This is a genomic window from Bradyrhizobium sp. 138 (genome assembly GCF_023074075.1).
Lineage (GTDB): Bacteria > Pseudomonadota > Alphaproteobacteria > Rhizobiales > Xanthobacteraceae > Bradyrhizobium.
The window spans coordinates 37883-63813 of record NZ_JADPKT010000073.1 but is presented as its reverse complement, the minus strand read 5'-3'; the positions used below and the strand labels follow the sequence as shown (position 1 = coordinate 63813).

General features: G+C 64.4%; 25 protein-coding genes and 1 tRNA gene. 10 read left to right on the top strand and 16 right to left on the bottom strand.

Translation table 11 applies throughout. From position 1 onward, the window contains the following. Positions 1 to 28: 28 nt before the first annotated feature. The 3 genes from IVA79_RS25315 to IVA79_RS25305 form a co-directional block, all read right to left on the bottom strand. Entirely contained in the window at positions 29 to 574 is a 546-nt protein-coding gene (locus tag IVA79_RS25315; RefSeq protein ID WP_247558024.1) for a hypothetical protein, read from the bottom strand. After that, entirely contained in the window at positions 519 to 869 is a 351-nt protein-coding gene (locus tag IVA79_RS25310) for a hypothetical protein (RefSeq protein ID WP_247558022.1), read from the bottom strand. The genes IVA79_RS25315 and IVA79_RS25310 overlap by 56 nt, the downstream gene beginning before the upstream one ends. Before the next feature lie 186 nt (positions 870 to 1055). Beyond that, positions 1056 to 1643, bottom strand: a complete 588-nt coding sequence (locus tag IVA79_RS25305) for a formyltransferase family protein (protein WP_247558020.1) — start codon at positions 1641 to 1643, stop codon at positions 1056 to 1058. Positions 1644 to 1836: 193 nt separating this feature from the next. Between IVA79_RS25305 and IVA79_RS25300 the strand changes: the two genes are divergently transcribed. The 3 genes from IVA79_RS25300 (at position 1837) to IVA79_RS25290 (ending at position 3148) form a co-directional block, all read left to right on the top strand. After that, entirely contained in the window at positions 1837 to 2121 is a 285-nt protein-coding gene (locus tag IVA79_RS25300) for a hypothetical protein (RefSeq protein ID WP_247558018.1), read from the top strand. 226 nt (positions 2122 to 2347) lie between these two features. After that, positions 2348 to 2566 (top strand): hypothetical protein, encoded by a 219-nt coding sequence (locus tag IVA79_RS25295; protein ID WP_247558016.1) that lies wholly within the window; start codon positions 2348 to 2350, stop codon positions 2564 to 2566. A 162-nt stretch (positions 2567 to 2728) separates the two neighbouring features. Beyond that, the gene (locus IVA79_RS25290; RefSeq protein WP_247558014.1) at positions 2729 to 3148 is read left to right on the top strand and encodes a hypothetical protein; all 420 of its coding nucleotides are present in this window, start codon (positions 2729 to 2731) and stop codon (positions 3146 to 3148) included. A 24-nt stretch (positions 3149 to 3172) separates the two neighbouring features. Here IVA79_RS25290 and IVA79_RS25285 read toward each other — a convergent pair whose 3' ends face one another. Next, the gene (locus IVA79_RS25285) at positions 3173 to 3475 is read right to left on the bottom strand and encodes a hypothetical protein (protein WP_247558012.1); all 303 of its coding nucleotides are present in this window, start codon (positions 3473 to 3475) and stop codon (positions 3173 to 3175) included. Between the two features lie 147 nt (positions 3476 to 3622). Next, complete coding sequence (locus IVA79_RS25280; RefSeq protein ID WP_247330019.1) at positions 3623 to 3850, bottom strand: hypothetical protein; 228 nt, start codon at positions 3848 to 3850, stop codon at positions 3623 to 3625. Positions 3851 to 4110: 260 nt separating this feature from the next. Between IVA79_RS25280 and IVA79_RS25275 the strand changes: the two genes are divergently transcribed. Beyond that, on the top strand, positions 4111 to 5196 hold the full coding sequence (locus IVA79_RS25275) for an AI-2E family transporter (protein WP_247558009.1): 1086 nt from the start codon (positions 4111 to 4113) through the stop codon (positions 5194 to 5196). A 143-nt stretch (positions 5197 to 5339) separates the two neighbouring features. Further along, positions 5340 to 5732: an NUDIX hydrolase gene (locus tag IVA79_RS25270; protein WP_247558007.1), complete on the top strand. Its 393-nt coding sequence runs from the start codon at positions 5340 to 5342 to the stop codon at positions 5730 to 5732. Between the two features lie 369 nt (positions 5733 to 6101). Here IVA79_RS25270 and IVA79_RS25260 read toward each other — a convergent pair whose 3' ends face one another. Both IVA79_RS25260 and IVA79_RS37055 read right to left on the bottom strand, forming a co-directional pair. Beyond that, positions 6102 to 6341, bottom strand: coding sequence for a hypothetical protein (locus tag IVA79_RS25260; protein WP_247558003.1), 240 nt, complete (start codon positions 6339 to 6341; stop codon positions 6102 to 6104). 584 nt (positions 6342 to 6925) lie between these two features. Next, a complete protein-coding gene (locus tag IVA79_RS37055; RefSeq protein ID WP_247558309.1) occupies positions 6926 to 7222 on the bottom strand; it encodes a hypothetical protein in 297 nt (98 codons plus the stop codon). On the opposite strand from IVA79_RS37055, the gene IVA79_RS25250 reads away from it, so the two are divergent. Further along, positions 7119 to 10223: a DEAD/DEAH box helicase gene (locus IVA79_RS25250; RefSeq protein WP_247558287.1), complete on the top strand. Its 3105-nt coding sequence runs from the start codon at positions 7119 to 7121 to the stop codon at positions 10221 to 10223. The two genes, IVA79_RS37055 and IVA79_RS25250, sit on opposite strands and share 104 nt — an antisense overlap. A 1378-nt stretch (positions 10224 to 11601) precedes the next feature. Continuing rightward, positions 11602 to 12276, top strand: a complete 675-nt coding sequence (locus IVA79_RS25245; protein ID WP_247558001.1) for a hypothetical protein — start codon at positions 11602 to 11604, stop codon at positions 12274 to 12276. Between the two features lie 171 nt (positions 12277 to 12447). Here the strand turns inward: IVA79_RS25245 and IVA79_RS25240 are convergent, their stop codons facing one another. The 5 genes from IVA79_RS25240 to IVA79_RS25220 form a co-directional block, all read right to left on the bottom strand. Continuing rightward, positions 12448 to 12690, bottom strand: coding sequence for a hypothetical protein (locus IVA79_RS25240; RefSeq protein ID WP_247557999.1), 243 nt, complete (start codon positions 12688 to 12690; stop codon positions 12448 to 12450). A 220-nt stretch (positions 12691 to 12910) separates the two neighbouring features. After that, complete coding sequence (locus IVA79_RS25235) at positions 12911 to 13081, bottom strand: hypothetical protein (RefSeq protein WP_164718586.1); 171 nt, start codon at positions 13079 to 13081, stop codon at positions 12911 to 12913. 905 nt (positions 13082 to 13986) lie between these two features. Beyond that, positions 13987 to 14062: transfer RNA gene (locus IVA79_RS25230), tRNA-Lys, on the bottom strand. A 311-nt stretch (positions 14063 to 14373) separates the two neighbouring features. Then, positions 14374 to 17034, bottom strand: coding sequence for a glycosyltransferase (locus tag IVA79_RS25225; RefSeq protein ID WP_247557997.1), 2661 nt, complete (start codon positions 17032 to 17034; stop codon positions 14374 to 14376). A gap of 218 nt (positions 17035 to 17252) precedes the next feature. After that, positions 17253 to 17843 carry a beta-1-3, beta-1-6-glucan biosynthesis protein gene (locus tag IVA79_RS25220; RefSeq protein ID WP_247558285.1) on the bottom strand — a complete coding sequence of 197 codons (591 nt, stop codon included), beginning with the start codon at positions 17841 to 17843 and terminating at the stop codon, positions 17253 to 17255. Between the two features lie 329 nt (positions 17844 to 18172). Here IVA79_RS25220 and IVA79_RS25215 point away from each other — a divergent pair, with 329 nt between their 5' ends. Then, positions 18173 to 19732, top strand: coding sequence for a beta-(1-6) glucans synthase (locus IVA79_RS25215; RefSeq protein WP_247557995.1), 1560 nt, complete (start codon positions 18173 to 18175; stop codon positions 19730 to 19732). On the opposite strand, the gene IVA79_RS25210 is transcribed toward IVA79_RS25215, so the two are convergent. The 3 genes from IVA79_RS25210 to IVA79_RS25200 form a co-directional block, all read right to left on the bottom strand. Beyond that, positions 19692 to 20072 carry a hypothetical protein gene (locus IVA79_RS25210; RefSeq protein ID WP_247557993.1) on the bottom strand — a complete coding sequence of 127 codons (381 nt, stop codon included), beginning with the start codon at positions 20070 to 20072 and terminating at the stop codon, positions 19692 to 19694. The genes IVA79_RS25215 and IVA79_RS25210 overlap by 41 nt on opposite strands. A 193-nt stretch (positions 20073 to 20265) precedes the next feature. Continuing rightward, the gene (locus IVA79_RS25205) at positions 20266 to 20523 is read right to left on the bottom strand and encodes a hypothetical protein (protein WP_247557992.1); all 258 of its coding nucleotides are present in this window, start codon (positions 20521 to 20523) and stop codon (positions 20266 to 20268) included. 201 nt (positions 20524 to 20724) lie between these two features. Then, the gene (locus IVA79_RS25200; protein ID WP_247557990.1) at positions 20725 to 22101 is read right to left on the bottom strand and encodes a hypothetical protein; all 1377 of its coding nucleotides are present in this window, start codon (positions 22099 to 22101) and stop codon (positions 20725 to 20727) included. A gap of 172 nt (positions 22102 to 22273) precedes the next feature. On the opposite strand from IVA79_RS25200, the gene glmU reads away from it, so the two are divergent. Next, positions 22274 to 23629: a bifunctional UDP-N-acetylglucosamine diphosphorylase/glucosamine-1-phosphate N-acetyltransferase GlmU gene (glmU, locus tag IVA79_RS25195; protein WP_247557988.1), complete on the top strand. Its 1356-nt coding sequence runs from the start codon at positions 22274 to 22276 to the stop codon at positions 23627 to 23629. A 6-nt stretch (positions 23630 to 23635) separates the two neighbouring features. Here the strand turns inward: glmU and IVA79_RS25190 are convergent, their stop codons facing one another. After that, a complete protein-coding gene (locus IVA79_RS25190; protein WP_247557986.1) occupies positions 23636 to 23866 on the bottom strand; it encodes a hypothetical protein in 231 nt (76 codons plus the stop codon). A gap of 221 nt (positions 23867 to 24087) precedes the next feature. Between IVA79_RS25190 and glmS the strand changes: the two genes are divergently transcribed. Beyond that, on the top strand, positions 24088 to 25914 hold the full coding sequence (gene glmS, locus IVA79_RS25185) for a glutamine--fructose-6-phosphate transaminase (isomerizing) (protein ID WP_247557984.1): 1827 nt from the start codon (positions 24088 to 24090) through the stop codon (positions 25912 to 25914). The last annotated feature ends 17 nt before the right edge of the window (positions 25915 to 25931 follow it).

Sequence of the window (25931 nt, the reverse complement as noted above, 5' to 3'; positions counted from 1 at the left end):
GTCGATTGTCGTGCTGCGTGCTGACGTCTTATTTCGAAAGCGAGACGTTGGCGCCGCGGAACTGGCTATCCGCGCGTATCGACACGCTCTGCTTGTTGCCGCTCGTCTTCAGCGAGATGTTGGCATTGAAGCCGGCGGTGGAGGCAACCAGCTCGTAATTGCCGCCGGCGCCGCGGCCCTGGAGCGAGCCAGAGATATTGCGGCTGGTCTCGGACCAACTGCCGGCGATGGCGCCGCCTTCAGACTTCACGTTGGCGCCGAGGATGAACTTGTAGGCGTCGCTGGCACAGGTCAGCGACATCTCCAGGGTCGGGCCGATCGGGGCGTATTTGGCCCGGCAGCGGATCCGTTCGGTCGAGCCGTCGTCCAGGATCACGGTGCCAGCGCCGCTCCAGCTGCCCGCCAGCGGGGCGAACGGGCCGGCCTGCGCGTTACTTTCAGTGTTCGCGAACGCCGCCACAAACAAAACGGCGGCCGCAAACAGCAGCCGCCGGTTCCGGGCGCGAGCCTCAATTGGTTTATTGGCGCGATGCTTCCCATCGCCCGCTGCACGGTATGCCTGCAGATGCTCCATTCCACTTCCCCGATCCGGCGTTGCCGCTGAGTTGACCGTTAGCATATGCACCATTGATCGAAACTTTCACAAGTCCCCCGCTGCCGATGGTGCCGGAAACGTTAGCGCCGGGCGCAGTGATCTTGCCGTCGGCAACCGTCAGCATGGAGCTCGCGGTGGGCTCGCAGGAGCCGCTCTTGGTTACGATCGTGACGTGCCAGTTGCCGTCATAAGGGGTCTGGGCAAAGGCGGAAGCGGCGAGGGTGCCGGTGAAAACTGAGGCGGCACAGAACACCGCGATGCGAGCAAAACGCATAAATTCCGTCCTTGAATCTGTCTGATATGCTGTCGCTTATCTGGATCAAATGTGACGGAAATTTGTTGCGGCGCCAAATCGAAAATTGTTCCTGTGGGAACAATGGTTTATTTGCGTTTCCGGCGCCAATTTTGGAAGCAGAATCAATGCAGCTTCACATTAAGGGTAAACGTCAGGAGAGGGGCTTTAAGACAGGCTTGGCGCGGAGGTCGCGAACTGCTCGTCCTGAGTCTTGGCGGGCAGCGCCTTGTGGACCTTGGCGTAGTCGATCACGTCGGCCAGCAATTTGAGACCGAGGGGCGCTAGCGCGCGTTCCCACAGCTCCCGCGCCGTCTCGCCCTTCTTGACGAAGCACCAGTCCTGGGCGGCGATCGCGCCGGCGTCCATGCGGTCGGCGAGGTGGTAGATCGTGCCGCCGGCGATCGGATCGCCTTCCTTGATGGTCCATTCCACGGCGGCCTTGCCGCGATGGCGCGGCAGCAGCGAGGGGTGATAACCGATGCCGCCGAGCTGGGCGGCGGCGAGCGCGTCCTTGCCGATCCGAGCGTGGCTGTGCGCCGTGATGATCAGATCGGTATCGGGGCCAATCTCGGAGGCCACCACCAGCTTCGGATTGGCCTGGACCGCGACCTCGATGCCGGCCGCCGTTGCGGTCGCGGCGAGGCGATCCTCGGCATCGGCCACCACGACCCGGACGATCGAGACGCTGTGCTCCCGGAGCATGTTCAGGGTGGTCACGCCGAAATGGCGGGAGCCGACGAGGGTAATGCGCATGGGTCTTCCGATCCGGTCTCGCAACTGCGTCATCCCCCCGATAACACGTCCCGACGCCCTGTCACCACCCGCACGGCGTTTGCGCGGGTTATCAACAATGCGCCGAGGCGCTGGCTGCGATGAACGCCATGATTGCGCTGCCGGCCCTTGAGGTGCTTCCATGGCGGCACTGCACCGGCTCGGGAGCGAGCGCATGCGAAGCGCCTGGTTTTTCCTTTTCGCGACACTGTATGCAGCCAATTCGGCCCATGCGGGCGGGCCGTACCCGACCGTGCCGCCCGAAACCGGGATCGCGCCGTTCGTGGGGCCGACCTGGGATAGCTATCGTTGCGCCCGTGGGTCGGTGACCAATTTCTATCACCGTGCCTATTACGGCGAGGAGCCGCCGGCGCTCTATCGCGGCTACGCTTACCGGCCGTATTACCGTTACAGCGCCTATCGCAGATGGCCGCGCACTTACTTCTGCGTCACCGACTAGCGTTGCCGCACCGCCACGGTCGGATGGCAAGCGGCCGACAGACCGGTTCTGGCGCAATCGTCAGCGGCTTTTCATGCCGCGCGTCACGAAATCATCGAATGGTAACACGATCTCAACCAGCCTGGCGTATCGACGAATCCGTCGCGGATTTGTATTGCGTACCGCGACACCGAAATGTCCCGCCGGCGTGGGTGCGCCGCGCGGGCCTTTTCGCCGGGACACATTCATGCCGAGCGCCATTGAGCAGATCGTCGACAGCTATGTGCGGCTGAAGAACCGCCGCGGGCTCGACGAGCTGATGATGCACAGGCAGCGGCTCGCGGTCGATCTGAAGAGCAGGTCCGGCTATGATTTCAGCCTGCCGATCGGCCAGATCGACCAGGAGATCGCGATCATCGAGGCAGGCCTCAGCCGGCTCAAGGCGGAGAATTCCACGGCGATCTAGCGGGGGCCGCGAGGCAGGCTCTTGCGTGGCTTGGGGAACGGCGGATCGTCGCAGTCCGGGACCGGTTCATGCATGGTTCAGGCCGGCCATGGCTCAATCCGGGGGTCGTTTCGTGGGACACGAATCCTGCTAGGCTTGTCCCCGTGATTTGGAGGAGATGTCATGATAGAGCTTGCGCTGGCTGGCCTGCTTGCATTTGCAACCGTGCCGGCGGCATCGCCGGAGCCCATGGTGGAGCAAGTTCAGTTCAGAGGTGGTCCGGGCGGGCAATGTCCGCACGGCTATGATTTCAACCACTCGAACGGCCGCTGCTACCCCAACGACTATCATGCGCCGGGTGTCTATACCCGCGATCAAGGACCAGGCTATGGGCGCCGCGGCGGCCTTTGTCCGCACGGTTACGACTACAATTACTCGAATGGCAGTTGCTATCCGAACACGGCGCGCGCACCCGGCGCCTACGGGCGGCCCGATTATTACGGCCGACGCGGCGGGCTCTGTCCGGACGGCTACGATTACAATTATTCGCAGGGACAGTGCTATCCGAACGGCGCACGCGCGCCCGGAATGTACGGGCGATAACCGATCGCCGTGGGGCGGGCGCGCTCAGTCGCGCCGGCCGCCGTCGATCACCGTGAATAGCGGCCGAGCCGGGGTCGGCTCGACCAGCAATTCCTCCACCAGTGCGGTGGCTGCATCGACATATTTGCGCGTCGGCTTGTCGAGTTCGCGCCTGGCCTCGTCGTCGAGCGCGACCTTTGCTGCTTCGACCAGCTTGCGCATGCGCGCCGCATGGTCGTCGCCCGCCGTCAGGGTGGCGCGCGCCAGCGAGCGCAGCACGAACAGCTCGCCTTCGAGGCGGAGCAGGCGGTCGTTGAGCCTGGTGAGGACGGCGTTGAGGTCGGCCATGTCTGCTGTTCGGCGCGAAGGATCCGCCCTGATCTAGCGGCGATCGGTGAACGGAGTGCAAACGGCGCCGGTGCAATTGGGCCGATCCCCCGATCGGGTCTCGCGTCACCGCAGCGTCATCAGAGGTCTGCGCGTGGTGGAACAAGCCTACCACTCGACGTCTGCCCAGCGCCTTCCGAACACGGGCGGCCTCGTCTTCACGGCTTGCCAGCCGAAGAAATGATGTTTGCCGGACCAGGCGTGCACCACACCGTTGCAGATGCTGCATTTGAAGCTGCCGGCGTGGGCTTCGCTGTGCTCCTCCCTGGTCGCGGTGTAGTTCATGCCGCAACCCGCACAGGTGAATTGTTCGATCGTCCAGATGGTGTTGGCCATTGCGCCGACTGTTTTTGGTGACTTCGATCCACGGTAGTCACGGGCGTTTGCAGCGGCGTAAACCGGCGCGGGGAAATCCGGTTAACGGGCGTTAGCCAAGCCCTGCCGCGTTGCGGGCCCGTCCCGGAATGCGGAATGGTCCGAAGTCTTCCTAATCGTGGCCCCGGCGGTTCCAGTCGCCTTGACGCCGGATGCGTTGCTGGCAATAACGGCTAGGCCTCGCAAGCACCGGAAGTTGCGTTCATGCCGCAAGGGAAGCAGTGCCCGTGAAAAGTCTCCGTCAGCTCCTGACGGGAGAGGACGTCATCCAGCTCGTGATCCGGCTCGGCCTGCTGGCCCTGCTGATCATCTGGACCTTCCTGATCATCCGCCCGTTCGTGCCGATCCTGGCCTGGAGCGGCGTGCTCGCCGTTGCGTTCTATCCGGTCTTCAGCTGGGTCGCCAAAGCCCTCGGCGGCAGGCCGAAGACCGCAGCAGCGATCCTGACCCTGGTCACGCTCGGCATCGTCATTGGCCCGGCCACCTGGCTCGGCATCAGCGCGGTGGACGGCGTGCGCGAGCTGGCGCATCAGCTCGGCACCGGCGACCTGGCGCTTCAGTCAGCGCCCGAGCAGCTGAAGACGTGGCCGCTCGTCGGCCCCTGGCTCTACGAGCTCTGGGACCAAGCCTACACCAACATCCGTACGGTGGTGCGCGAGGTGGCGCCGTATCTCCAGCCGCTGGCGGGCCCGCTGCTTTCGCTCGCGGGCGATGCCGGCGTCGGCACGCTCCAGTTTCTGGTCTCAGTGTTCGTGGCTGGCTTCTTGTTTCCGCATGGGCCGAGGCTGGTCGCGGCCGGCCGCGGCTTCCTGTTTCGTATCGTGCCCGAGCAGAGCGAGCATTTCCTTTCACTTGCGGGCGCGACCATCCGCGCGGTGGCCCAGGGCGTGATCGGCGTCGCGATCGTGCAGGCATTGCTCGCCGGCATTGGCTTCAAGCTCGCGGCGGTGCCGAGCGCCGGCCTTCTCGCCTTCATCGTGCTGCTGCTTTCGATCGTGCAGATCGGCGCCTTCCTCGTGCTGCTGCCTGTGATCATCTGGATCTGGACCGCCAAGGACGTCACCACGGCGCTGCTGCTCACCATATTTCTCGTCCTCGTCGGCTTCATCGACACCATGTTGAAGCCGCTCGTCATGGGGCGGGGCCTGACCACGCCGACCATCGTGATCTTCGTGGGCGTGATCGGTGGCACGCTCGCCCACGGCATCGTCGGCCTGTTCATCGGACCGATCATCCTGTCGGTGGCCTGGGAGATGATGATGGCCTGGATCAGGACGGAGGATCGGGCAGGGGCGGGCGAGGGCTGATCTCGCCTCGATCGGTGCGATTCCGCCCGCGATGTCTCATCAGGTCCCGGCGGCGTGCGGCCTGTGACCAAAGCGCGCCGTGAACTTGTCTGTTCCACTAGACAAGTTACGATTGGAACGATTCTGTTTCAATGACGGCAGCGATGGCGAAGTCTTCCAAGCTGGTTGCCGCGAGGCGCGGCAAAGTATTGTTGGTCAGACGACGGTCGGACGGCCTGTGGATGTTCCCGGGCGGCCGCAAGCGCTCGCGCGAGTCCGACAAGGACTGCCTGCGGCGGGAGATCCGGGAGGAGCTGCCCAAGCTGAAGCTCGGCAGGATCAGCCTCTGGAAGGAAGTGAAGGCGAGGAACAAGCGCTCCGGCCGCAAGATGAGCGACGCGATCTTCATTGCCAAGACAGCCAAGGGCAGGCTGGCGATCGGCGACAAGAAGGAGATCGACCGCGCCGCCTGGCAGAAACCACGCGGCATCCGTCTGACGGCGACCTCGCGCTACATCCGCGACCGCCTGTTTCCGAGGAAACAAAAGCGCAGATGAGCTAGTCCTCGCGTCCCGCCGATCGCGTCCGTCCAGCGAACCTTCGCGACTGCGTCGCCTGCGGTTCGGGTGCAGCAAGCCTCGCGGCCTCGAGCGCCCGCATCTGCTTGCGGACCGTGCGTGCACTGCGCATCGCGCGCTTGATGAAGGGATGCTGGGAGTCCTCGGCGAAAAACAGCACAACCTCGCAACTCGGACATTGCCTGGAATAGCCGTCCTGCAACCGCCCCGCGCGATCGCGAAACACGTTCTTGCACCGCGTGCACTGAATCTGGACCGAACTCATGCGCGGACAACAATGATCTTCTGGAAATGGATCGTCAGCTGATCGCAAATGTCTGAAGAAAGCTTGAATGCCTTCGCGGCGCGTTATTGCTTGGCCACCATCGTCTCCAGGCAATGGTTCAGAAAAGCGGTGCGATCCCTGGGCAGCACCTTCTCGAGATCTGCCTTCAGCGCGCATTCGCGCTGGCGCAACTGCTCGGCCCGGCGCTTCTCGGCCGCCTCGCGGTATTCGGGAGCGACCTTGTTGGGATCGACCAGCGGCTGTGAGCGGGCGGGAGCCGTCGCAAGCAGTGCGCTGGCGGCGATGACAATGAATGATTTCAAATGAGCCTCCGTAAAAGGGCCATCGTAGCGCGCGGCGCGTGCGCACTCAAACCGGTGCGACGCGGTATCCCGCTCCGGTCCGGAACGGGCCGGCGGGTTTTCGTGCGGCAGGTTTGGAACGATGGTGCGTGGCAGGCGTCGAATCCTGGCTCTCGGCCCATCCCCCAAGCCCCCAAAGCCCCCGGGCCGGGAGAAAACCTTCCCCACAAAGGTTGGCGACCTCGGTCCCCGAGGTCGTTTGTTTGTTGCAAGACATGTGAACCAGTTCACAAGCGCGCGGCGAATCCGCTGCTATGAAGACGTCATTGCTTAACTGATTTATTTTGAACGAAACGCCCCAGCGTGGCTCCAAGCGCTGGGGCTTTTTCGTGGCTCCCTGTGCGCAAGTCGTTTACAATCCGCCAGGCGTCGCATCGAGCGACGCAGATCCCGCGCCGCGCCAGTTCCGATCCATAGCTTGATCAAACAGCCCATGCGTCGGGATCGCAGCGCCGCGCCGAACGTTGCCACGAGGGGTGCGTTCGCGGGGCAAATCCCATATGCAGGGCGAAAGTTGCCGAATCGAAAATGAGGGCGGCTGGCGTTCAGTTGACGACAGTTTGCGACCAGAAACGGATCCAAGTGAGGCTGACCAAAAAGGCGCGGGTGGCCAAAGCGCTCCCGAAGAAGCCGCTCCCGAAGAAGACGCCGCCGCAGAAGGCGTTGCCAAACAGGACGTCGTCAAGGAAGAGCAAAGCGGCGCAGCGCGCAACGATCTCGTCATCGTCGCCGCTCGGCGTGCTGGCCCTCCACCTGCTTGCCCAATGGAAACAGTCTGGACGCAGCGGCATCGTTTTTCTCGCCGAGAGCGAGAACAGGGCGGAGCGGCTGGGCAGTGTCATTCACGCGCTCGACCCTGCTTGCGAGGTCCTGGTGTTTCCGCGATTGAACACTCTGCCGTTCGATCAGCTGGAGCCGTCGCACGAGCTCGCAGGGCGTAGAGCTTCGGTGCTGCGACGCCTCGCAAAATCCAAGAAGCCGCTGTTTCTCGTCTCGACCGCGGAAGCGGTGATGGAGCGCCTGCCGCCGCCGGCAAGTCTGGCGCGCCTGAGCCTGAGCTTGAAGGTGGGCGGCACGTTCTCAGAAAGCGACCTCGAGGCGCGCCTCGAATCGCTCGGATACGATCTCGACGACGAGCCGGACTATCCGGGCGGGGCGCTGTTCCACGGGCAGACCTTCGAGATATTCCCCGCGGGCGCGCTGGGGCCGTTCCGGATCGAGCATTCGGATCGCGCGATCAAGCGGATCGTGGCGTTCGATCCGAACGAGCACAGGATCATCTTCGAGACCAAGGAGCTTCTGGTCGATCCCATGTCGGAGCGGCTTGGCCTTGCCGGCAAAGGCAGCAAGCGCGCGAGCCTGTTCGACTATTGCGGGCGCGCCAAATGGATCGCCGATGCGGGCGTCCCGGTGCACGCCGAGGGCTGGCTCGATACGATCGAGGAGGCCGCGCCGCGCGCCGAGCGTGAGCGCGAATATCTCGGTCGGCGCGACTGGAAGCAGCTCTCCAGGGGCATGAAGGTGCTGCCGCGCGCTTCGTCCTTCCAGAGCATCCCGGAGTTTTCGAAGCTGACATCCGCCAGGAAGGCGCTGCGTGGCTTCGTCGAGGAGACGCGCCGGGCCGGATCGCGACTGATCCTCTTCGCCGCGCAGGAAGACGATCTGCGCGTGATGGAGCGGATGAGCGGCCTCAAGGCGCAGCGCTGTGACGATTGGGACGAGGCGGCGCGCGGGCGGAACGGCGAAGCGGCGCTGCTGGCCGATCTCGATGCGGGCTTCGTCGTGCCGGGGAAAAAGCCTCTCGTCGTCGTGACGGCCTCCGACGTGCTCGGCAGCAGGGCGCATCATCCGCAACCGATGGCGCGCGCCTGGAGCGCGGCCTTCGACCATCCCGATGTGCCCGAGCAGGGCACGGTGGTGATCCATCTCCAGCGCGGCCTCGGCGTGCTCGACGGCTTGCAGACCGTGAACACGGGCGGCGGCGCTCTGCGGGAGATGATCCGCCTGAAGTTCGCCGGCGACAACGCGGTGCTGGTGCCGCCGCCTGATCTTGCGTTGATGTGGCCCTACGCGGCAGAGCTCGGCAAGCTGGCGCTCGACAAGGCGGATGGCAGCACATGGTGGGCCCGCCGAACGTCGGCCGAGCGCGAGATCCAGGCCGCCGGCAGGATGCTTGCCAAGCACATCAGCCAGCGCCGCCGGCGGCGCGGCGAAAAGCTGGTTCCGCCGGGATCGGCCTACGAGAAGTTCGTCGCGCGTTTCCCTTACTTCACTACCAGTGACCAGGCCAAGGCGATCGCCGACGTGCTCGACGATCTTGCCTCGGGTCACCCCATGGACCGGGTGATCTGTGGCGATGTCGGCTTCGGCAAGACCGAGGTGGCGCTGCGGGCGGCGGCGGCCGTGGTGCTGTCGGGCAAGCAGGTGGCGATCGCGGTGCCGACGACGGTGCTGGCACGCCAGCATGTCGCAACGTTCCAGAAACGCTTTGCGCCGTTCGGCATCGAGGTCGGCAATTTGTCGCGGGCGACTTCGGGCGCACAGCTGCGCGAGACAAGGGAAGGACTGCGCAGCGGCCGGATCAAGGTCGTGATCGGCACCCAGGCGCTCACGGGCAAGGACGTCAAGTTCGACGATCTCGGCCTCGTCATCATCGACGAGGAGCAGCATTTTGGCGCGGCCGAGAAAGCGAAGCTGTCCGGCCTCGCCAAGAACGTCCACGTGCTGATGATGAGCGCGACGCCGATCCCGCGCACCCTCGCCGCGGGCCTTGCCGGCTTCCGCGACCTCAGCGTGATCGCATCGCCCCCGGTGCACCGGCTGCCGGTCGCGACCCGGATCGCGCCGCTGTCGGATGCGGCGATTGCCTCGGCGCTGCTGCGCGAGCAGCGGCGTCACGGCCAGAGCTTTCTGATCTGCCCGCGCATCCAGGATCTCGATCCGATGCTGGCGCGGGTGCAGGCGGTGGCGCCTGACTTAGGCATCGTCTGCCTGCACGGCAGATTGGCGGCCGACGAGATCGACGACCGCATGATGAGCTTCGTCGAGGGCAGGGCCGACGTCCTGCTCGCGACCAACATCGTCGAGAGCGGGCTCGATATTCCCCGTGCGAATACCATCGTGGTGTGCTGGCCGGAGAAATTCGGCCTCGCCCAGCTGCATCAGCTGCGTGGGCGCGTCGGGCGTGGCGGCATCCGCGCCTTCGCGCATCTGTTGACCGAGACGGCATCCGGGCAATCCGAGAAGCGCCTGGCCGTGCTCGAAGAGTTCAGCCGGCCCGGCGCGGGCTTTGCCATCAGCGAGCGCGACCTCGATCTGCGCGGCGCCGGCGATCTGTTTTCGGAGCAGCAATCCGGCCATGTCCAGGTGTTCGGGCCCGTGCTCTACAGCCACCTCCTGAAAATGGCGTCGGAGAAGCTCGACGAGGGGCAGGCGGTGTGGGTGCCCGACCTCAACCTGCCGGTCGCGGACATGCTGCCCGAGACCTACGTGCAGTCCGAGCCGGTACGTCTCGAATTCTATGCGCGCGCCGCAAGATGCACGGACGAGGACGACCTCGAAGATCTCGAGGAGGAAACCTCCCGCCGCTTCGGACCTTTGCCGAAGGTCGCGCGCGACTTCTTTGCCGCGGCCAGGCTCAGGCTCGAATGCAAGCGACGCGGCATCGTCCGCCTCGACGTCGGCCCTGAGGCTGCGGCCGCGACGTTCCTGCCGGGACGCTTGCGGAAGTCGCGGGGCAAGTCACTGCAGCGCGACGGTGACCGCGTGGTCTACCACGCCAAGATGCAGGACGCGCCGTTCGAGCGGGTGGAGGAGCTGTTCGAGCTGCTGGACGAGGGGTAGGTCTCGCGCTTCGTCAGCACGGATACATCGTTTGGCAGATCTAGAACTCTTGCAGCGGCGGACTTCTGCAACCGCGAATTCATGGCGGGAAGGCGGCCTCATCATTATATTTAATGAAGTTTGGCGATGGAGATTGTCCGATGTCCCGTGCCATCCCTCCGATCATTGTCGCGATTATCGCAAGCTCGTTTCTGTTGGTTCTGGCGCAAGCAGGCGGTGCAATTGCCGGATCCGGAGGAGCGGGCATGGGGACGGGGCCGGGTAGCGCTGGCGGGTCGGCACCTTCCGGAACAGGGACGAGCGCAGGCAATGCGCGTCCCTCAGCGCCTCCAGGGATGGGGACGAAAGACACCGCCCCCGGTGGAAATCTGGGCGCCGACAGCCAACCGATCAATCCGAACGTTCAGTCCGCGACGCCCGCGAGGTCGCGGGCGGCAGCCCAGGCGGCGAAAAATGCCGGGGTCGGTCACGCTCCAAATGGTCTGCCGATCGGCGCAATTGGGAGCGGCACGAGCAATGAGGATCAATTGGCCACGGTCCCCTCGCGAAACAGCTTCCGGCCGGCAACACAGGCCCAAGGAAACACCAAGTCTGGCTCAGTAGGTCTGCCGGGAAGAGGCCCAAGTCTTTCGGACCAGATCAGAGGGCCACGAGCCGCACGGGCTGGGGACAAGGTGCTGGACGCCAAAGCGCAGGTCGAGCGACGAACAACTGTGTCGCCCAGACGCGTTCCGAGCCCGATACCGTCAGGTTTGTAGCCTGCGAGCGAAGGGGCGACGAGACAGAACCGGCGCAATGCGTCATCGCTCTCGACCACAGCCCGATGCGGGACGCGCCGCTGGGTCGGTGGAGAAAGCTGTTCGAGCTGCCGGTTGAGGGGGAGAGCGCATCAAAAAGGCGAAAACAACCCCATGCACAGTAGCTAAGTGCTACTGGCGCAAGGACTTTTGAATCCGGCGGAATGGGCGCGTTTGCGGCGTCGGGCAAAACAGGGATGTTCGCCCGCTTTGGATAATCCGTCCTTCGAAATGTTGAGCCTGCAACGGCTGCCGTAGAATGGGCAAAGGCGCGAAGCGTCGTGCCTATGATCTTTCCGATCCGGCCACAGGCGCGTGGGCACGCTTCCGCCTTCGCTCTCCGAGCTTCGCCGCACAAGTCGCTTTGCCCACGGGAATGTCAGCGTAAAGCCTCTGCTCTTCGCTCCGCCCCCGTAATCGGCCGGGGTCGCCCGGCCCTTGGGCCGGCCCGGCCGCTAACGTGGAATTAATTCAGAATGCTCACAATTTTAGGCAGTTGTGTATGGGTGCTGCGTAAACGGTACGTCGCGAGGGCGTTCCAGGGGCGGCTTCCTTTTGCTCGCTCATTGGGGTCAACGCAGATGACCGCGACTTTCGAAACGGCAAGCTTCGCAGAAGAGCTCGACGCTGTCGCACTGGCAGACGCCGCGGCAGCGCATGAATCCGAAACTCCCCAAGCTCCGGAGCCGGTCAAGCGGTCCAGGCGCAAATCAATCCTGGCCTTTTCGGTGTGTGCCCTGGCCATCAACGGCGCGGCGGCCATCTATACCTCGCCATCTGATTTTTCGTCGCTGAACGTCAGCCGCCTGGCCGAACTGCTCCCGCGCCTCGAAGCGTCCGAGCCAAAGCCGGATCCCGTTTTCGCTGCGTTGAAGGACATTCAGGCTGCCCAGCAGCAACACACCGCGTTGCTGCAGCAGAACAACCAGGCCGCGGATCAGAACTCGGTTTTGCTGCAGCAGGATTCAATGCTGCTGCTGTCCCTGCGACAGAGCATCACCGACGAACGGGTCGATGTGAAGAAGATTTCCTCGCAGCTGTCGACGCTGATCGCGAAGGTCGATACGCTGCAAAGCACGATGGCGATGTCGGACGTCACGTCCTCCATTCGAAGGGCGCATGCGCGCTATGGACTGTCCGCCGCGATGCGCAAGCGGATCGTTCGGGAGACCAAACCTCTTGGGCCTCTGGGGCCGGTTTCGGTTGGTGGCGCTCCGCTGAGCGTGCCGGCGGCCGTGTCGGCGCCAGAGAGCTAGCGCGTAGGATGGGTTGAGCTCTTGCGAAACCCATCGCCAGAATTTCGGTCGCTACCTCGCGGCTGTTCGGACTGCTCCAGCAATCGTCGGGACAGCGATAGCGCTCATCGCAACGCGTAGATGGGTTTCGCAAGAGCTCAACCCATCCTACGAGCTGTCATGGTCGTCCGGTCACTTCAAGGCGTGATCGATTTTGTGTCCCAAATGCCCGGTGTCGTGATCGCGGCGCAACTGGCTGAGCGACGTCTCGTTCAGCTGGGCCAGGACCTCGCTGAGTGGCGTCGCATCGGGATACCCGGCCGCAAAACCCTTTCCGTAGATCTTGCGCAATGTGCCGACCAGCGTGTTGCCGTGCTTCTTGCTGATCCCGCCGTCCTTGTCGCGGTGGCGGCCATCCAGGCCCTGTTCCTTCATGTGTCTCTCCCGTGCGGCGTCTTGAAGCGCCTTGAGGGAGCCTGCTCCCAAACCACTGGACTGGCAACTCAACGCGCGTCTGCCGACGGTCGGCTAGTGTGATGGGAAGAGTGCGCACTAATCTCGGCAGCTTGTGAAGCCGCAAAGCAACACGGGGCTGGCTGAGCAATGCCTCGTCGAAGGCCGGCCGAGGCGGATGGCGCAAAGTTATCGTTCGGAGCTAGGCGGCCTGCTCTTCAAACGAGGTGTAGACGCGGCCGCTGGGATCAACGACCCGAACGTCCCAGCACCCGTCCTCGACAAGCTCTTTGGCCTTCTTGAGGGCGGCGGCGAGTGAAGCCCGCTTGAGGCTGACGACGCCCGCCGTGTCGAAACCGTTGATTTCAAACATGCCGCTCCTCCGGTTTTGGTGAATCCTACACGTTTCGGGCCGGTTGTCTTCCGGCTTTTTGAGGCCAGGCTGCCTAGAGCAGCCGCGGATGCCAAGCAATGGCAGGGTGCGGCAGTTGAGAGCACGGTCTACCGCAGCGGGCGCTAGCTCGGCAATTCCGGCCTCAATCCAGCGGGATGGTATCCACCCGCCGACAGGGACGGCACAGGTAAGCATGCTCGGCGGGAAGCGTGAGGATTGCTGGTAGCGTCGCCAAAAACGTCATCGGCCGTCCGCACTTGGAGCAGATCAGAACGGGCGGACTGTCTTTCGCTACGCAAACCATCGCCGAAATGCCCAAGTGGGGAGGGCACAGTAGGCGCATGCTGCGTGCGGTTCATCTCGGGGCGACTACTGGACTCTATCGGAATTTGGCGCGCTTTTGAGGCGAAGGAGGCGTTGCACGCGTCGACGAAGTCGGCGCCGCATGAACGGCGCGTAGGATGGTTGAGCTCTTGCGAATCCCATCGCGGGCAATTCGGTCGGTCACTTGGCGGCCTTTGAGGATTATTTCGTAGGCTATTTGGGTGACAATGCACTTAGTACGTGGAGTCGTGCACTCATCCGAATAACCGCAGCCCGCAAGAGTCGCGAACGAGTTTAGTGGACTTTCGGGCGCTCTAATGCAGGACGCGCGAGGCTTCGGCGGCCTGGACCCTTTCTTTCAGGTCTTCGAGCTCATCGATCGCGTCCAGCAATCTAACCAGCTTGCGCGCGATATGCTTCAAACTGGGCCTTGGGCGTCTAGGAACACGAACTCGTTGTGCCATCGGTGCACGCCTCCATGCTTGGGAGGTCTCTATGGCAAGACGCGCGCCAAGGCGCCCGGGAGCGCGGAAACGACTTTTGAGTAATTGATCCGGCTTTGGTGAGCGCGCTGGGGCTCGAACCCAGGACCCCGTGATTAAAAGTCACGTGCTCTACCGGCTGAGCTACGCGCTCCCATGGCCGCTGATGGCTTGAGGAGATTGCCATCGTGTTCGGACATTCGAGAAGCATGTCTTGCCGCTGCGCTAAAGGGCGTCGCGGGGAAAACCGGCTGTTTCCGGATCATGCTTTCGGCCTGCGCTGTGTAGGGGCAGTGGCTGCGCAGGTCAATAGTGCGGGGGGCTGCTGAAAGTCTCGGCAGGGGCGGGGATTTGCTCGCGGTCTCCGCGGCTTAGGCCGGAATTCTCAACCCGATTGGCGGGCCATCATCCACGTCGAAGAGCATGTGACTTTCGATGACGAGGCCCCAACTGGCTGGGAGCTCGTCAGTTCATCTCCCGCCGAACCTCGTTCGGCACCGGCTGCGGCGCTCCCACCGGCGGCAGCGCAACCGGGCGAAGGCCGATCAGCTCGGCAGTGCGGATGGCGCTGTCGCGCCAGAACTGGAACGAGTTGATGCGGCTGAGCTCGAGGATGGCGATGGCGACGGCGGCCAGGAACGGCAGGCTCTGCAGCACCAGCACGCCGGCGAAGATGTAGATCTCGGTGATCTGGCGGTAGCTGTTGGAGGCGATCAGGACGCCGGCGCCGACCACGAGCAGGGTGCCGATCACGGCCTCCCAGAACGCCTGGAACTCGATCGACATTCGGCTGAGGCCGCCCTTGGAGGTGCGGGCGAAGGCGATGTGCTCGGTGATGAGGCCCTGCGCCACCGCGCGCGACACCGTCCACTGCACGCTCATCGCGGCGATCATGGCGCCCAGCATCTGGCCGGGCTTGATCGCGACGCGGGCGCGGTACATCGACAGGAAGTGCGCCAGCGAGACGATGAAGGCACCGATGATCGGCAGCGTCAGGATCTTGTCGGGAATGGCGATGTCGGCGAAGGCGACGATCGGCACCCAGACGAGGTTGAGCAGCGCCACCACCACGCCGAGGCTCTCGGCGCCCAGCCAGTTCAGCCAGCCGAGGCCATATTCGCGCTTTTGGTCGGATGTCAGCCGGCTCGCGCCGGGCAGGAAGCGGCGCCAGTGCTTCTTGACGATCTGCAGGCCGCCATAGGCCCAGCGGTGACGCTGCTTCTTGAAGGCCTCATAGGTGTCAGGCAGCAGGCCCGCGCCGTAGCGGGTGTTGGTGTAGTGCGTGGTCCAGCCGAGCTCCTGGATCGCAAGGCCGAGATCCGAATCCTCGCAGATCGTATCGGACGACCAGCCGCCGGCCATGTCCATCGCAGAGCGGCGGATCAGGCACATCGTGCCGTGCACGATGACGGCGTTGAGCTCGTTGCGCTGGACCATGCCGATGTCGAAGAAGCCGGCATATTCGCCGTTCATGATGTAGTGCATGATCGACAGGTCGCCGTCGCGGTGCTCCTGCGGCGCCTGCACGAGGCCAACGCGCGGATCGGCGAAAGCGGGCACGAGATCTCTAAGCCAGTCGGGCTCGACGACATAGTCGGCATCGAGAATGCCGATGATCTCGGCATCCGCGGCGGTGCGGTCCATCGCAATCCGAAGCGCGCCGGCCTTGAAGCCTTGCACCTTCTCGGCGTTGATGAACTTGAAGCGTTCCCCGAGCGCGCGGCAATGGTCCTGGATCGGCTGCCAGAAGGCGGGATCCGGCGTGTTGTTGATGATGACGACGCATTCGTAGTTCGGATAGTTCAACCGCGACAACGCATCCAGCGTCTGCTTGAGCATGTCGACCGGCTCGAAATAGGCGGGGATGTGGATCGAGACCTTCGGATAGTAATCCTCGGGCACGTTCTCGACCGGCTTGTCCTTCGTGATCAGCCGCTGCGGCGGCCGGCCGAAGGCGACCGCGGCGATCTCGTCGATGCGCGCCATCGCGATGAGGACGAGGGGAACAAGCAGGATCATGCCGAGCGTCAGCGCGAAGGCCGAGCCGAACAGGAAGTAGTGTCCGTTCCAATAGGCGAACACGGTCGCGGCCCAGGCGCCGACGCCGTTGGCGGTGACCGAGAGCAGGAACGCCTGCGGTGCAGTCGGCTGCGACAGTCGCATGATCGGCAACGACAGGAGGATGCCGACCAGGAGCGCGACCGTCATCAGCTTCCAGTGGTCGGGGTTCTCGACGGGGCCGGTCCAGGCGAATTTCGGCTCGCGGCTGGCGTTGAGGATTCCCCAGTACGGGCCGACACCACCTTCGAAGAACTTCCAGGGCTGATCGATCGCCTCGACGATGTTGTATTCCATGCCGAGAGCCTCGGCGCGGCTGACGAAGTTGCGCAGCGTCAGCGCCTGCTGGAACTGGCCGGGGTCGGCATTGCGCAGATTGTAGCCGGCGCTCGGCCAGCCGAACTCGGCGATCACAATGCGCTTCCCGGGGAACAAATTGCGCAAGAGGTTATAGCGGTCGACGGCCTGGTCGACCGCCTGGTCCGAGCGGAAGTTTTCCCAGTAGGGCAGGACGTGGGCGGCAATGAAATCCACGCTGGAAGCGAGGTCCGGAAAATCGCGCCAGATGTTCCAGATTTCACCCGTTGTGACGGGAACACGGACCGCGCTCTTGACCTTCTTGATCTTGCCGACGAGGTCCTCGGCCTTCTGCTCGCCGCGGAAGATCACCTCGTTGCCGACGACGATGCCGATCACGTTGCTGTTCTTGCGGGCAAGCTCGATGGCGGCCTTGATCTCACGCTCGTTGCGGTCTTCGTCCTTGTCGATCCAGGCGCCGACCGTGACCTTGATGCCGAATTCGGCGGCGATTGGCGGCACCAGCTCGTTGCCTTCCGTCGCAGAGTAGGAGCGGATGGCGCGCGTGACGGTGGAGAGCTTTTTCATGTCGGCGCGAATCTTGTCGGGATCGACGTTGTTGTCGACGACATGGCCGGGTTCGAACGGGGTGTAGGAGAGGCTCGGCAGCAAGCCCTTGAAGTCGGGCGCGGGTTCCTTGTCGCGCAGGACTCCCCAAAGCCCTGCGTGAAGCGCAGACACGAGCAATAGAACGGCGGCGACAACGCGCATCGCGGCTAAACCAAAAGGGGCTGAGGGGGCAGGGAAGCGGATCCGACCCCGAGATCCGACCAAGTCCGCGGCAAAGGGAGCATACCTCTGCCGCGCGGTTTCTCAACTGTCATGGCCTCATGTCCTTATGAGGGCATGGCCTTTTCCAGAAAACGCGTGGCAGTGCCAACCGCGTCTATGGCCGATCGTTCCTGAACGAGAGCTGAAACGACCCGCGATTATTTCTGGGGCGCCGGCGTCGGACTTGCCGCAGGCGAGGGGCTCGCGGCCGGCTGGGGCTGTGCATTGTTGGCAGCGGGTGCGGCCGGCTGGGCGGCACTCGCGGCCGCCTGCTGCGGCTGGGCTGCCGGGTTGATCCAGCAGGCGTGCACGCGGCTGTCCAGGGTCTCGGCGACCTTCGGATCGATCTGGGCGCCGAACCGGGTCAGGCAGCGGAACGCGGCCTGGATGTGGCCGCCGGGGCAGCCGAAGCGGTCGTAGAGGTCGAGATGGCGGAACGCGGTATCGAGATCATCCCGCCACATCAGCCGCACCACGCGCCGGCCGAGCCAGACGCATTCGGGGTTGCCGGCCGGGCCGTTGATGACCTGGGCGGCTTCGGCGAACTCGTCGGTGCGGCGCTGGTTCTGGGCGGCGTCCTTGGCGGCGTCGGCGGGCTGGGCGGTAGCCTTGCCCTGGTCCGGGGCGGGGGTGCCGCTCTGGGCGGAGGCGCCACCGAGACCGGCGAGAGCGAGAAGGCAGGAGACGGCCAAGGTGGCGGCGAACTGCCGCAGGACCGCATTTCGTGACTCGAACACCCGTTGCCGCATGAATTCCCCAATGTATCCGCTGGCCGTCCGCGTCAGGATCCCGCGGACGCGCCGGTGATGGCGTCCAAATGGGTCTCCAATGCGGCGGAAAAGTCTTTCGGAGTCCATGACCTGTATTTGGAATTTTGTCCAGCAAAGTCACGATGCTAGACCCCGGTCGAACCGCCGCAGCCGGTTTTCCCTGGGGGAGGAACGGATCCGCACCGGAGCACCCCCTTGGCAGACGGCGTGCAAGCAGGTAATCGACGGACCCTTCGCGGAGGACGGAACCGATTTCTCTTCGTACGCCACTGGCGCTTCTGCTCGTTTCACTGGGTGCGATTGCTGCCGTGTGGTGGTGGTTGGCGACGCCGATCACGCTCGCGCGCGCCCCGATCGATCCCGCCGAGAAGGTCCAATGCGTCTCCTACGCGCCGTTCCGCGGCGAGCAGACGCCGCTGGAGGCGTGGACCCATATCGATGCCGAGCAGATCGAGCAGGATCTGCGCCAGCTCAAGCAGATCACCGACTGCGTCCGCACCTATTCGATGGAGAACGGGCTCGACCAGGTGCCGGCGATCGCCGCCAAGGTCGGCGGGCTGAAAGTGCTGCAGGGCATCTGGCTCTCCAGCAACCGCACGAAGAATTTCGAGCAGGTCGCACTCGCCGTCCGCCTCACCAAGGAATTCCCCTCCATCATCACCACGCTCATCGTCGGCAACGAGGTGATGCTGCGCGGCGAGATGACGACGGCCGACCTCGTCTCCATCATCCGCTCGGTGAAGGCGCAGGTCAGCGTGCCCGTCACCTATGCCGACGTCTGGGAATATTGGCTGAAGAACCGCGAGGTCTATGACGTCGTCGATTTCGTCACGATCCACATCCTGCCCTATTGGGAGGATTTCCCGGTCAAGGCGAAATTCGCCTCCGCCCATGTCGAGGCGATCCGCGAGCGTATGGCGGTGGCGTTCCCCGGCAAGGAGATCCTGATCGGCGAAACCGGCTGGCCGAGCGAAGGGCGCATGCGCGACGGCTCGTTGCCCTCGCGCACCAACCAGGCGCGCGTCGTCTCGGAAATCCTGAGCCTGGCGAAGGCACAGAAGTTCCGCGTCAATCTGATCGAGTCCTACGACCAGCCGTGGAAGCGCAAGCTGGAAGGCACCGTCGGCGGCTATTGGGGCCTGTACGATTCGGTGCGCCGCAGCCTGAAATATCCGCCGGGCGAGCCGATCAGCAATTTCCCGTACTGGAAATGGTACATGGGCGCCGGCATGGGCCTGTCGGTGCTGGTGTTCGCGGTGGCGCTGATCACGCTGCGCCGGCGGCCTTGGACGCCGCGCTTTTCGGCCTGGCTCGGTGTCGCCATCTCGGCGACGACGGCGGGGAGCCTGCTCGGGATCGGCGCCGACAAGATGTATTACGAGAGCTACGGCATCGGCGGCTGGCTGCTGTGGGGCGCACTGCTGCTTTCCGGCATCCTGTCGCCGATCTTCTGCGCGCAGGCGATGGTGATCGGCCGTAGCCTTCCGACCTTCCTCGACCTGCTCGGCCCGCGCGAGGGGCGCAAATGGTCGAAGCTCACCGCCGTGCTCGGCCTCACGCTCGCGGTGACGGCGGTGATCGCGGCTGCGACCGCGCTCGGCTTCGTGTTCGACCCACGCTACAAGGATTTCCCCTATGCCGCGCTGACGATGGCGGTGGTGCCGTTTGCGCTTCTGATGCTGAACCGGCCGCAGATCGGCCAGCGTCCGATCGCCGAAGCGGTGTTCGCAGCTGTGCTGGCGCTGTCGGCCGTCTTCGTGCTCTTCAACGAGGGCCGCGACAATTGGCAGTCGCTGTGGACCTGCGCGATCTATCTGTTGTTCGCGCTCACGCTGTGGCGGGCGCGGGCCGAGCAAAGCCAAGAATGAACAGGCCGATCGCCAGGCCCGACAGCACGACATTGTAGAGCACGATGCCGAGGCCGGCGGCGATGATGCCGACCGTGAGCAGCACGACCGAGGGGCGCATCAGGTTCAGCGTCGCAACGACCAGCGCAACGATCCCGAACACCGAATTCTTGAACAGCACGGTCGAGACCGACCGCGCCTTGCAGACCAGCGTCTGAAGCCCGGCGTCGCAGGCGAGGGCGACCTGCGAGAACTCGATCGCGAGATAGCGCACGTAGAGCGCACAGCCGACGGTGACGAAACCGACGACGAGCAGGAACTGCACCTGGTAGGGCGTGAGGCGGAAGGGCTTTTTTGTCATGGCGGCAATATGGTCGGGATGGCGCGGGCAGGCAACAGGGCAGGCGGAAGTTTCTGTACGGCGCGCGAGCTACAAATATTCCTTTGAACGATCATCGACCGTCCTGCGGGGCGCGCCGCGCCGCCTGACAAAGCAACGGCGCCGACCGGGTCGGCGCCGACTGCCATTGTCGAGCGAGCTCGACCGCGCCCTACTACTTCTTCTTGGTGCTCGAGCCGGTGGTGTTGTGCATCTTCTGTCCGGGCGCGCTCTCCGAGTGACCCGGTCCCGCGGTGGTATTGGTCTGGTGACCGGGCGCATATTCGGAAGCGCCGGGCGCCGTCGAAGGCTTCGTCGTATTCTGCATCTGCTGACCCGGCGCGTTGCTCGAAGCGCCCGGCGATTTTGTCGTTTGGGCAAACGCCGAGGATGTCGCCAGAAGCGCGGCCGTCGCGATGATCAATGTCTTCACGTCTGTCTCTCCCGTGGTCATGGAGGCGGCGCAAGCGATGTCGCAGGTCGGCCGCTCCGGTTCAGGACCGGGACAACTTGGCAATCAGCGGGTGGTTTCTCTGGCGGACCGAAATTTAGGCGCATTGCCGCGTGCATAAACACGCCGGCATTCACCGTACGTTCAGGTCGACGCGGCTTCCGCCCTGGAGAGGCGCAAGACTCACCGCCTGAAGAATGACGATAGCGTCGATCCCGCGGAGGCAGACGCGGCCTCCGGCTTCGCCGGCGCCGGCGAAGCCGGAGGGGCGGGCGCGGGCTCCTCGCGCTTGGTGCGTTTCGAGGAGTAGCTGCGGCGGCGCTGCGGCTTCTCGGGCTTGGCGCTGGGTGCAGGCGCGGTTTCGGCTTGCGGGACCGCGTCCTGAGTTTTCTCCGCGTTCTTCTCTTGAACCCTGTCTTGAGACTTCTCTTGTCCCTTGTCTTGCGTCTTTTCCGAGCCACGCATCGACAGGCGCTGGCCGTCGAAGACGGTGGTCTCGCAGTGACGATCGTTCTCGGCGAGACTCGCGCAGAATTTTGCGGCGGCGGCAGCGTTGACGAGGGGGCCGGCACCGAGGCGGAGCTGCATGCCGAGCCCAGTGGTGCCTTCCTTGATCATGATGATCGGTCGCAGCGCTGCGACTTCCGGATTGGACTTGGTCACGCCGCGCCAGAGCGCGCGCAGGCCGTCGATCGAATTGGCACCGCCGAGATCGATCGCGAAACGCGTCTGCTGAACCGCGATCGCGGGGGATTCGTTCTCGGCTGTTTCCGGTGGCTTTGCGGCGGTCGCGACGACTTCGGTTGGAGCGGGCGCCGGCTCGGCCTTCTTCTCGGTGGCCTTCTCGTTTGTCTCAGGCTGAATCAATTTCGACGCAGCCGGATCGGGTGGCGCCATGATCGATTTGGACGGCACGAGCGGAATGGTCGGCAACGCCGAATTCATGGAAGGCGATTGCTGCACGAGCGAGGCGGCGGCCGCGGTCTGCGGTGGCGGGCTCGGCGGCTCCTTTGCAGTGTCCTTGGACGCTTCCTTCGTTTCCTTGGGCGCGTCCTTGGCGGCCTCGGTGCGCGGCTTGTCGCCAGCGGACGCGGGCGTCGAGGCGACCGGCGCGACGCTGGGGGCGGCAGGCACAGCATCCTGCGGCTTGCCGGCCTGAGGCGGCGGGGTCGTCTGCTTGGCGATGGCGCCGGTGACGGAATCGAGCCCTTGCTCCAGCACGGTGACGCGCGAATAGAGCCGGTCGCGGTCGCCGTTCAGCGTGTCGATGGCGGCGGCGAGGCGGCGGGCCTCGTTCTGGCTGTCCTTGGTCAGCAGCTGGAGCCGGTCGGCCTGGCGCGCGAGATCGGCGGAGGCAAGCTGGTCGCGCCGCCAGCCGAGCCCGGCCTGGTTGGCGATCACCGCGATGGTGACGGCGCTCACGGCCGCCACGCCCCACGAGCCCAGCCGCCACATCATGCGGCGGTCGAACGCGCTTTCCTCGGCTACAAGTCCGGAGAACAGGCCGCCGGTCTCCTTGGTGCCGAAGGCATCCGCCAGTGGGTCGGAATCCTTTGCCATGAACCTTAAGTGCCCAACCCCGAAGCTTCCCCGAATCAATCAGGGAACATTAACAGGAAAACCCCGTCGCACTTGAATTCCGGGCGTTTGCGGGGGTAGCAAGGCGAGAGCATTTCAGGATGACCCGCCGCCCGTCGCGCCAATTGATTCGGCAATATCTGACAGGATTTCGATGACCGCCCGTTCCAGCCTCACGATCGTGCTCGCCGCCGGCGAAGGCACGCGCATGCGATCGAGCCTGCCGAAAGTGCTGCATCCGGTCGCTCAGCAAACGCTGCTTGCCCACGTGCTCGCTGCGACACCCAAGGGAACCGGCACCGCGCTCGCGGTCGTGATCGGTCCCGACCACCAGGCGGTCGCGGACGAGGCGAAGCGCATCAGGCCCGACGCGCTCACCTTCGTGCAGGCCGAGCGGCTCGGCACCGCGCATGCGGTGCTGGCGGCGCGCGAGGCGATCGGACGCGGAGTCGATGATCTCCTGATTGCCTTCGGCGATACGCCGCTGATCTCGGCCGAGACCTTTGCGCGGCTGCGCGCGCCGCTCGCCAAGGGCGCTGCGATCGCCGCGCTCGGCTTCCGCGCCGCCGATCCCACCGGCTATGGCCGCTTCATCGTCGAGGGCGAACGCCTGGTCGCGATCCGCGAGCAGGCCGATGCGAGCCCTGAGGAGCGCAAGATCGATCTGTGCAATGCCGGCGTGATGGCGATCGACGGGCGCCGGGCGCTTCAAATCCTCGGGCAAATCGGCAATGCCAATTCCAAGGGCGAATATTATCTGACGGACGCGGTCGAGATCGTCCGCAAGCAAGGATGGGAGTCCGTGGTGATCGAGACCAGCGAGGACGAGGTGCGCGGCATCAACACCAAGGCACAACTCGCCGAGGCGGAGGCCGTGATGCAGGCGCGCTTGCGGAAAGCGGCAATGGAGGCCGGCGTCACGCTGATCGCGCCTGAAACCGTTTATCTCGCCGCCGACACCGTGTTCGGCAAGGATGTGACCATCGAGCCGTTCGTGGTGATCGGCCCCGGCGTGTCGATCGCCGACGGCACCGTGATCCATTCCTTCTCGCACATCGTCCAGACGACGCTCGGCAAGAACGTTTCGATCGGTCCCTATGCGCGGCTGCGGCCCGGTACCTCGCTCGGCGACGGCGCGCGGATCGGCAATTTCGTGGAGACCAAGGCCGCGACGCTGGAGGCCGGCGTCAAGGTCAATCATCTCTCCTACATCGGCGATGCCACCGTCGGCGCCAACTCCAACATCGGCGCCGGCACCATCACCTGCAACTACGACGGCTTCAGCAAGCACAAGACGATGATCGGGAAGGGCGCCTTCGTCGGCACCAACTCCTCGCTGGTCGCGCCGGTCAGAATCGGCAACGGCGCCTATATCGGCTCCGGTTCGGTAATCACCCGTGACGTGCCCGACGACGCCATGGCGCTCGAGCGCAACCAGCAGACCATCCGGGAAGGCGGCGCGGCGCGCTACCGCGAGATGAAGACGGGCGGCAAGAAGCCGGAGAAATGAGCGGCGCTAGTCGTCCTCGTCGGTCTTCGAAAACATCGCCCGCTGCAGACGCCATCCGCGCGGCCCGGCGCGCTTTGCCGGTTCGCTGGCAGTCTGGCTGACGAGGACAGGCTTGGAGTCCTTGCCCCGCTCCTTGGCACGGAGGGGCGGCGGCCAGTGCGAGAGATGCGTGCTGGTGGTCTCGCTGGCTTGCAGGTGGATCGGTGACAGACCTTTGCGGTCGGACGAGCCTTTCATGGCCATGCTCTCCTGGACCGGAATCGTTGGCCAAACATATTGACAGCAAGTTAACGCGTGCGGTTTAAGGCCGGCCAATTCGACGCAGGCGAAGCTCAGGTTGCGGTCCATGCTGTCTCAATCCGCAATAATTATTGAGTATATGGTTCCCTCCGAATTTCGCTAAAAACCGGGCGCGTCGTTTAGGCGATTTTTCGACGATTTGGGGGATAGTGATCCGCATGTGCGGGATTGTCGGCATTCTCGGGCGCGAACCGGTAGCAGAGCAACTGGTGGATTCGCTCAAACGTCTTGAATATCGCGGCTACGACTCGGCCGGCGTTGCCACGCTGGAAGGCAAGCATATCGAGCGCCGTCGCGCCGAAGGCAAGCTGAAGAATCTGGAGAAGCGGCTGGAAGCCGAGCCGCTCAAGGGCGCGACCGGCATCGGCCACACCCGCTGGGCCACCCACGGCAAGCCGACCGTCAACAACGCCCATCCGCACGCGACCGAGCGCGTCGCCGTGGTCCATAACGGCATCATCGAGAACTTCCGCGAGCTGCGCGAGGAGCTCGAGAAGAACGGCGCGGTGTTCCACACCGAGACCGACACCGAGATCGTGCTGCATCTCGTCGACGATTTGCTCGCGCGGGGCAACAAGCCGGTCGAAGCCGTCAAGCTGGCGCTGGCGCGCTTGCGCGGCGCCTTCGCCCTCGGTTTCATCTTCGCCGGCGACGACGATCTCATGATTGGTGCCCGCAACGGCCCGCCGCTCGCGATCGGCTATGGCGACGGCGAGATGTATCTCGGCTCGGACGCCATCGCGCTCGGCCCGTTCACCGACACGATCAGCTATCTCGAAGACGGCGACTGGGTCGTGCTGACGCGCAAGAGCGCAACGATCTTCGACAAGGACGGCCATGCCGTCCAGCGCGACAAGATCAGGCACGCCGCCTCGACCTCGCTGGTCGACAAGGCCAATTACCGCCACTTCATGGCCAAGGAGATCCACGAGCAGCCTGAAGTGGTCGGCCACACGCTGGCGCGGTATGTCGACATGGCGACCGAGCGCGTCGCGTTGCCCGTCAAGCTGCCCTTCGACTTCAAGAATATCCAGCGTATCAACATCACCGCCTGCGGCACCGCGAGCTATGCCGGCTACGTCGCAAAATACTGGTTCGAGCGCTTTGCGCGCCTGCCGGTCGAGGTCGATGTCGCCTCCGAGTTCCGCTACCGCGAAGCGCCCTTGCGCAAGGGCGATCTCGCCATCTTCATCTCGCAGTCAGGCGAGACCGCCGACACGCTGGCGGCACTGCGCTATGCCAAGGCCGAGGGCGTGCACACGGTCGCCGTCGTCAACGTGCCGACCTCGACGATCGCGCGCGAGAGCGAGACCGTGCTGCAGACGCTGGCCGGCCCCGAGATCGGCGTCGCCTCGACCAAGGCCTTCACCTGTCAGCTCATGGTGCTGGCAAACCTTGCGATCGCGGCCGGCAAGGCGCGCGGCGAATTGTCCGACGAGGACGAGACCAAGCTGGTTCACGGCCTGGTCGAGATCCCGCGCCTGATGGCGGATGCGCTCACCACCGAGCTGCAGATCGAAAAGCTCGCGCACCGGATCGCCAAGTCCCGCGACGTGCTCTATCTCGGCCGCGGCACCAGCTTTCCGCTCGCGCTCGAAGGCGCGCTGAAGCTGAAGGAGATCTCCTACATTCACGCCGAGGGCTATGCCGCCGGTGAGCTCAAGCACGGGCCGATCGCGCTGATCGACGAGACCATGCCGGTCGTCGTCATCGCCCCTTACGACCGGGTGTTCGAAAAGACGGTCTCCAACATGCAGGAGGTCGCCGCCCGCGGCGGCAACATCATCCTGATGACGGACGCCAAGGGCGCGGAAGAGGCGACGGTGGATTCCCTCGTCACCATCGTCATGCCCGACATGGCCGCGGCCTTCACCCCGATGGTCTATGCCGTCCCCGTGCAGCTGCTCGCCTATCACACGGCGGTCGTGATGGGCACCGACGTCGACCAGCCGCGCAACCTCGCGAAATCGGTGACCGTGGAATAGGCAGAAGGGATATCAAC

Excerpts from the sequence above, each read along its gene's own strand:
- IVA79_RS25315 (WP_247558024.1), bottom strand. The coding sequence starts at position 574 with ATGGAGCATCTGCAGGCATACCGTGCAGCGGGCGATGGGAAGCATCGC.
- IVA79_RS25310 (WP_247558022.1), bottom strand. The coding sequence starts at position 869 with ATGCGTTTTGCTCGCATCGCGGTGTTCTGTGCCGCCTCAGTTTTCACC.
- IVA79_RS25305 (WP_247558020.1), bottom strand. The coding sequence starts at position 1,643 with ATGCGCATTACCCTCGTCGGCTCCCGCCATTTCGGCGTGACCACCCTG.
- IVA79_RS25300 (WP_247558018.1), top strand. The coding sequence starts at position 1,837 with ATGCGAAGCGCCTGGTTTTTCCTTTTCGCGACACTGTATGCAGCCAAT.
- IVA79_RS25295 (WP_247558016.1), top strand. The coding sequence starts at position 2,348 with ATGCCGAGCGCCATTGAGCAGATCGTCGACAGCTATGTGCGGCTGAAG.
- IVA79_RS25290 (WP_247558014.1), top strand. The coding sequence starts at position 2,729 with ATGATAGAGCTTGCGCTGGCTGGCCTGCTTGCATTTGCAACCGTGCCG.
- IVA79_RS25285 (WP_247558012.1), bottom strand. The coding sequence starts at position 3,475 with ATGGCCGACCTCAACGCCGTCCTCACCAGGCTCAACGACCGCCTGCTC.
- IVA79_RS25280 (WP_247330019.1), bottom strand. The coding sequence starts at position 3,850 with ATGGCCAACACCATCTGGACGATCGAACAATTCACCTGTGCGGGTTGC.
- IVA79_RS25270 (WP_247558007.1), top strand. The coding sequence starts at position 5,340 with ATGGCGAAGTCTTCCAAGCTGGTTGCCGCGAGGCGCGGCAAAGTATTG.
- IVA79_RS37055 (WP_247558309.1), bottom strand. The coding sequence starts at position 7,222 with ATGACACTGCCCAGCCGCTCCGCCCTGTTCTCGCTCTCGGCGAGAAAA.
- IVA79_RS25245 (WP_247558001.1), top strand. The coding sequence starts at position 11,602 with ATGACCGCGACTTTCGAAACGGCAAGCTTCGCAGAAGAGCTCGACGCT.
- IVA79_RS25240 (WP_247557999.1), bottom strand. The coding sequence starts at position 12,690 with ATGAAGGAACAGGGCCTGGATGGCCGCCACCGCGACAAGGACGGCGGG.
- IVA79_RS25235 (WP_164718586.1), bottom strand. The coding sequence starts at position 13,081 with ATGTTTGAAATCAACGGTTTCGACACGGCGGGCGTCGTCAGCCTCAAG.
- IVA79_RS25225 (WP_247557997.1), bottom strand. The coding sequence starts at position 17,034 with ATGCGCGTTGTCGCCGCCGTTCTATTGCTCGTGTCTGCGCTTCACGCA.
- IVA79_RS25220 (WP_247558285.1), bottom strand. The coding sequence starts at position 17,843 with ATGCGGCAACGGGTGTTCGAGTCACGAAATGCGGTCCTGCGGCAGTTC.
- IVA79_RS25210 (WP_247557993.1), bottom strand. The coding sequence starts at position 20,072 with ATGACAAAAAAGCCCTTCCGCCTCACGCCCTACCAGGTGCAGTTCCTG.
- IVA79_RS25200 (WP_247557990.1), bottom strand. The coding sequence starts at position 22,101 with ATGGCAAAGGATTCCGACCCACTGGCGGATGCCTTCGGCACCAAGGAG.
- glmU (WP_247557988.1), top strand. The coding sequence starts at position 22,274 with ATGACCGCCCGTTCCAGCCTCACGATCGTGCTCGCCGCCGGCGAAGGC.
- IVA79_RS25190 (WP_247557986.1), bottom strand. The coding sequence starts at position 23,866 with ATGAAAGGCTCGTCCGACCGCAAAGGTCTGTCACCGATCCACCTGCAA.
- glmS (WP_247557984.1), top strand. The coding sequence starts at position 24,088 with ATGTGCGGGATTGTCGGCATTCTCGGGCGCGAACCGGTAGCAGAGCAA.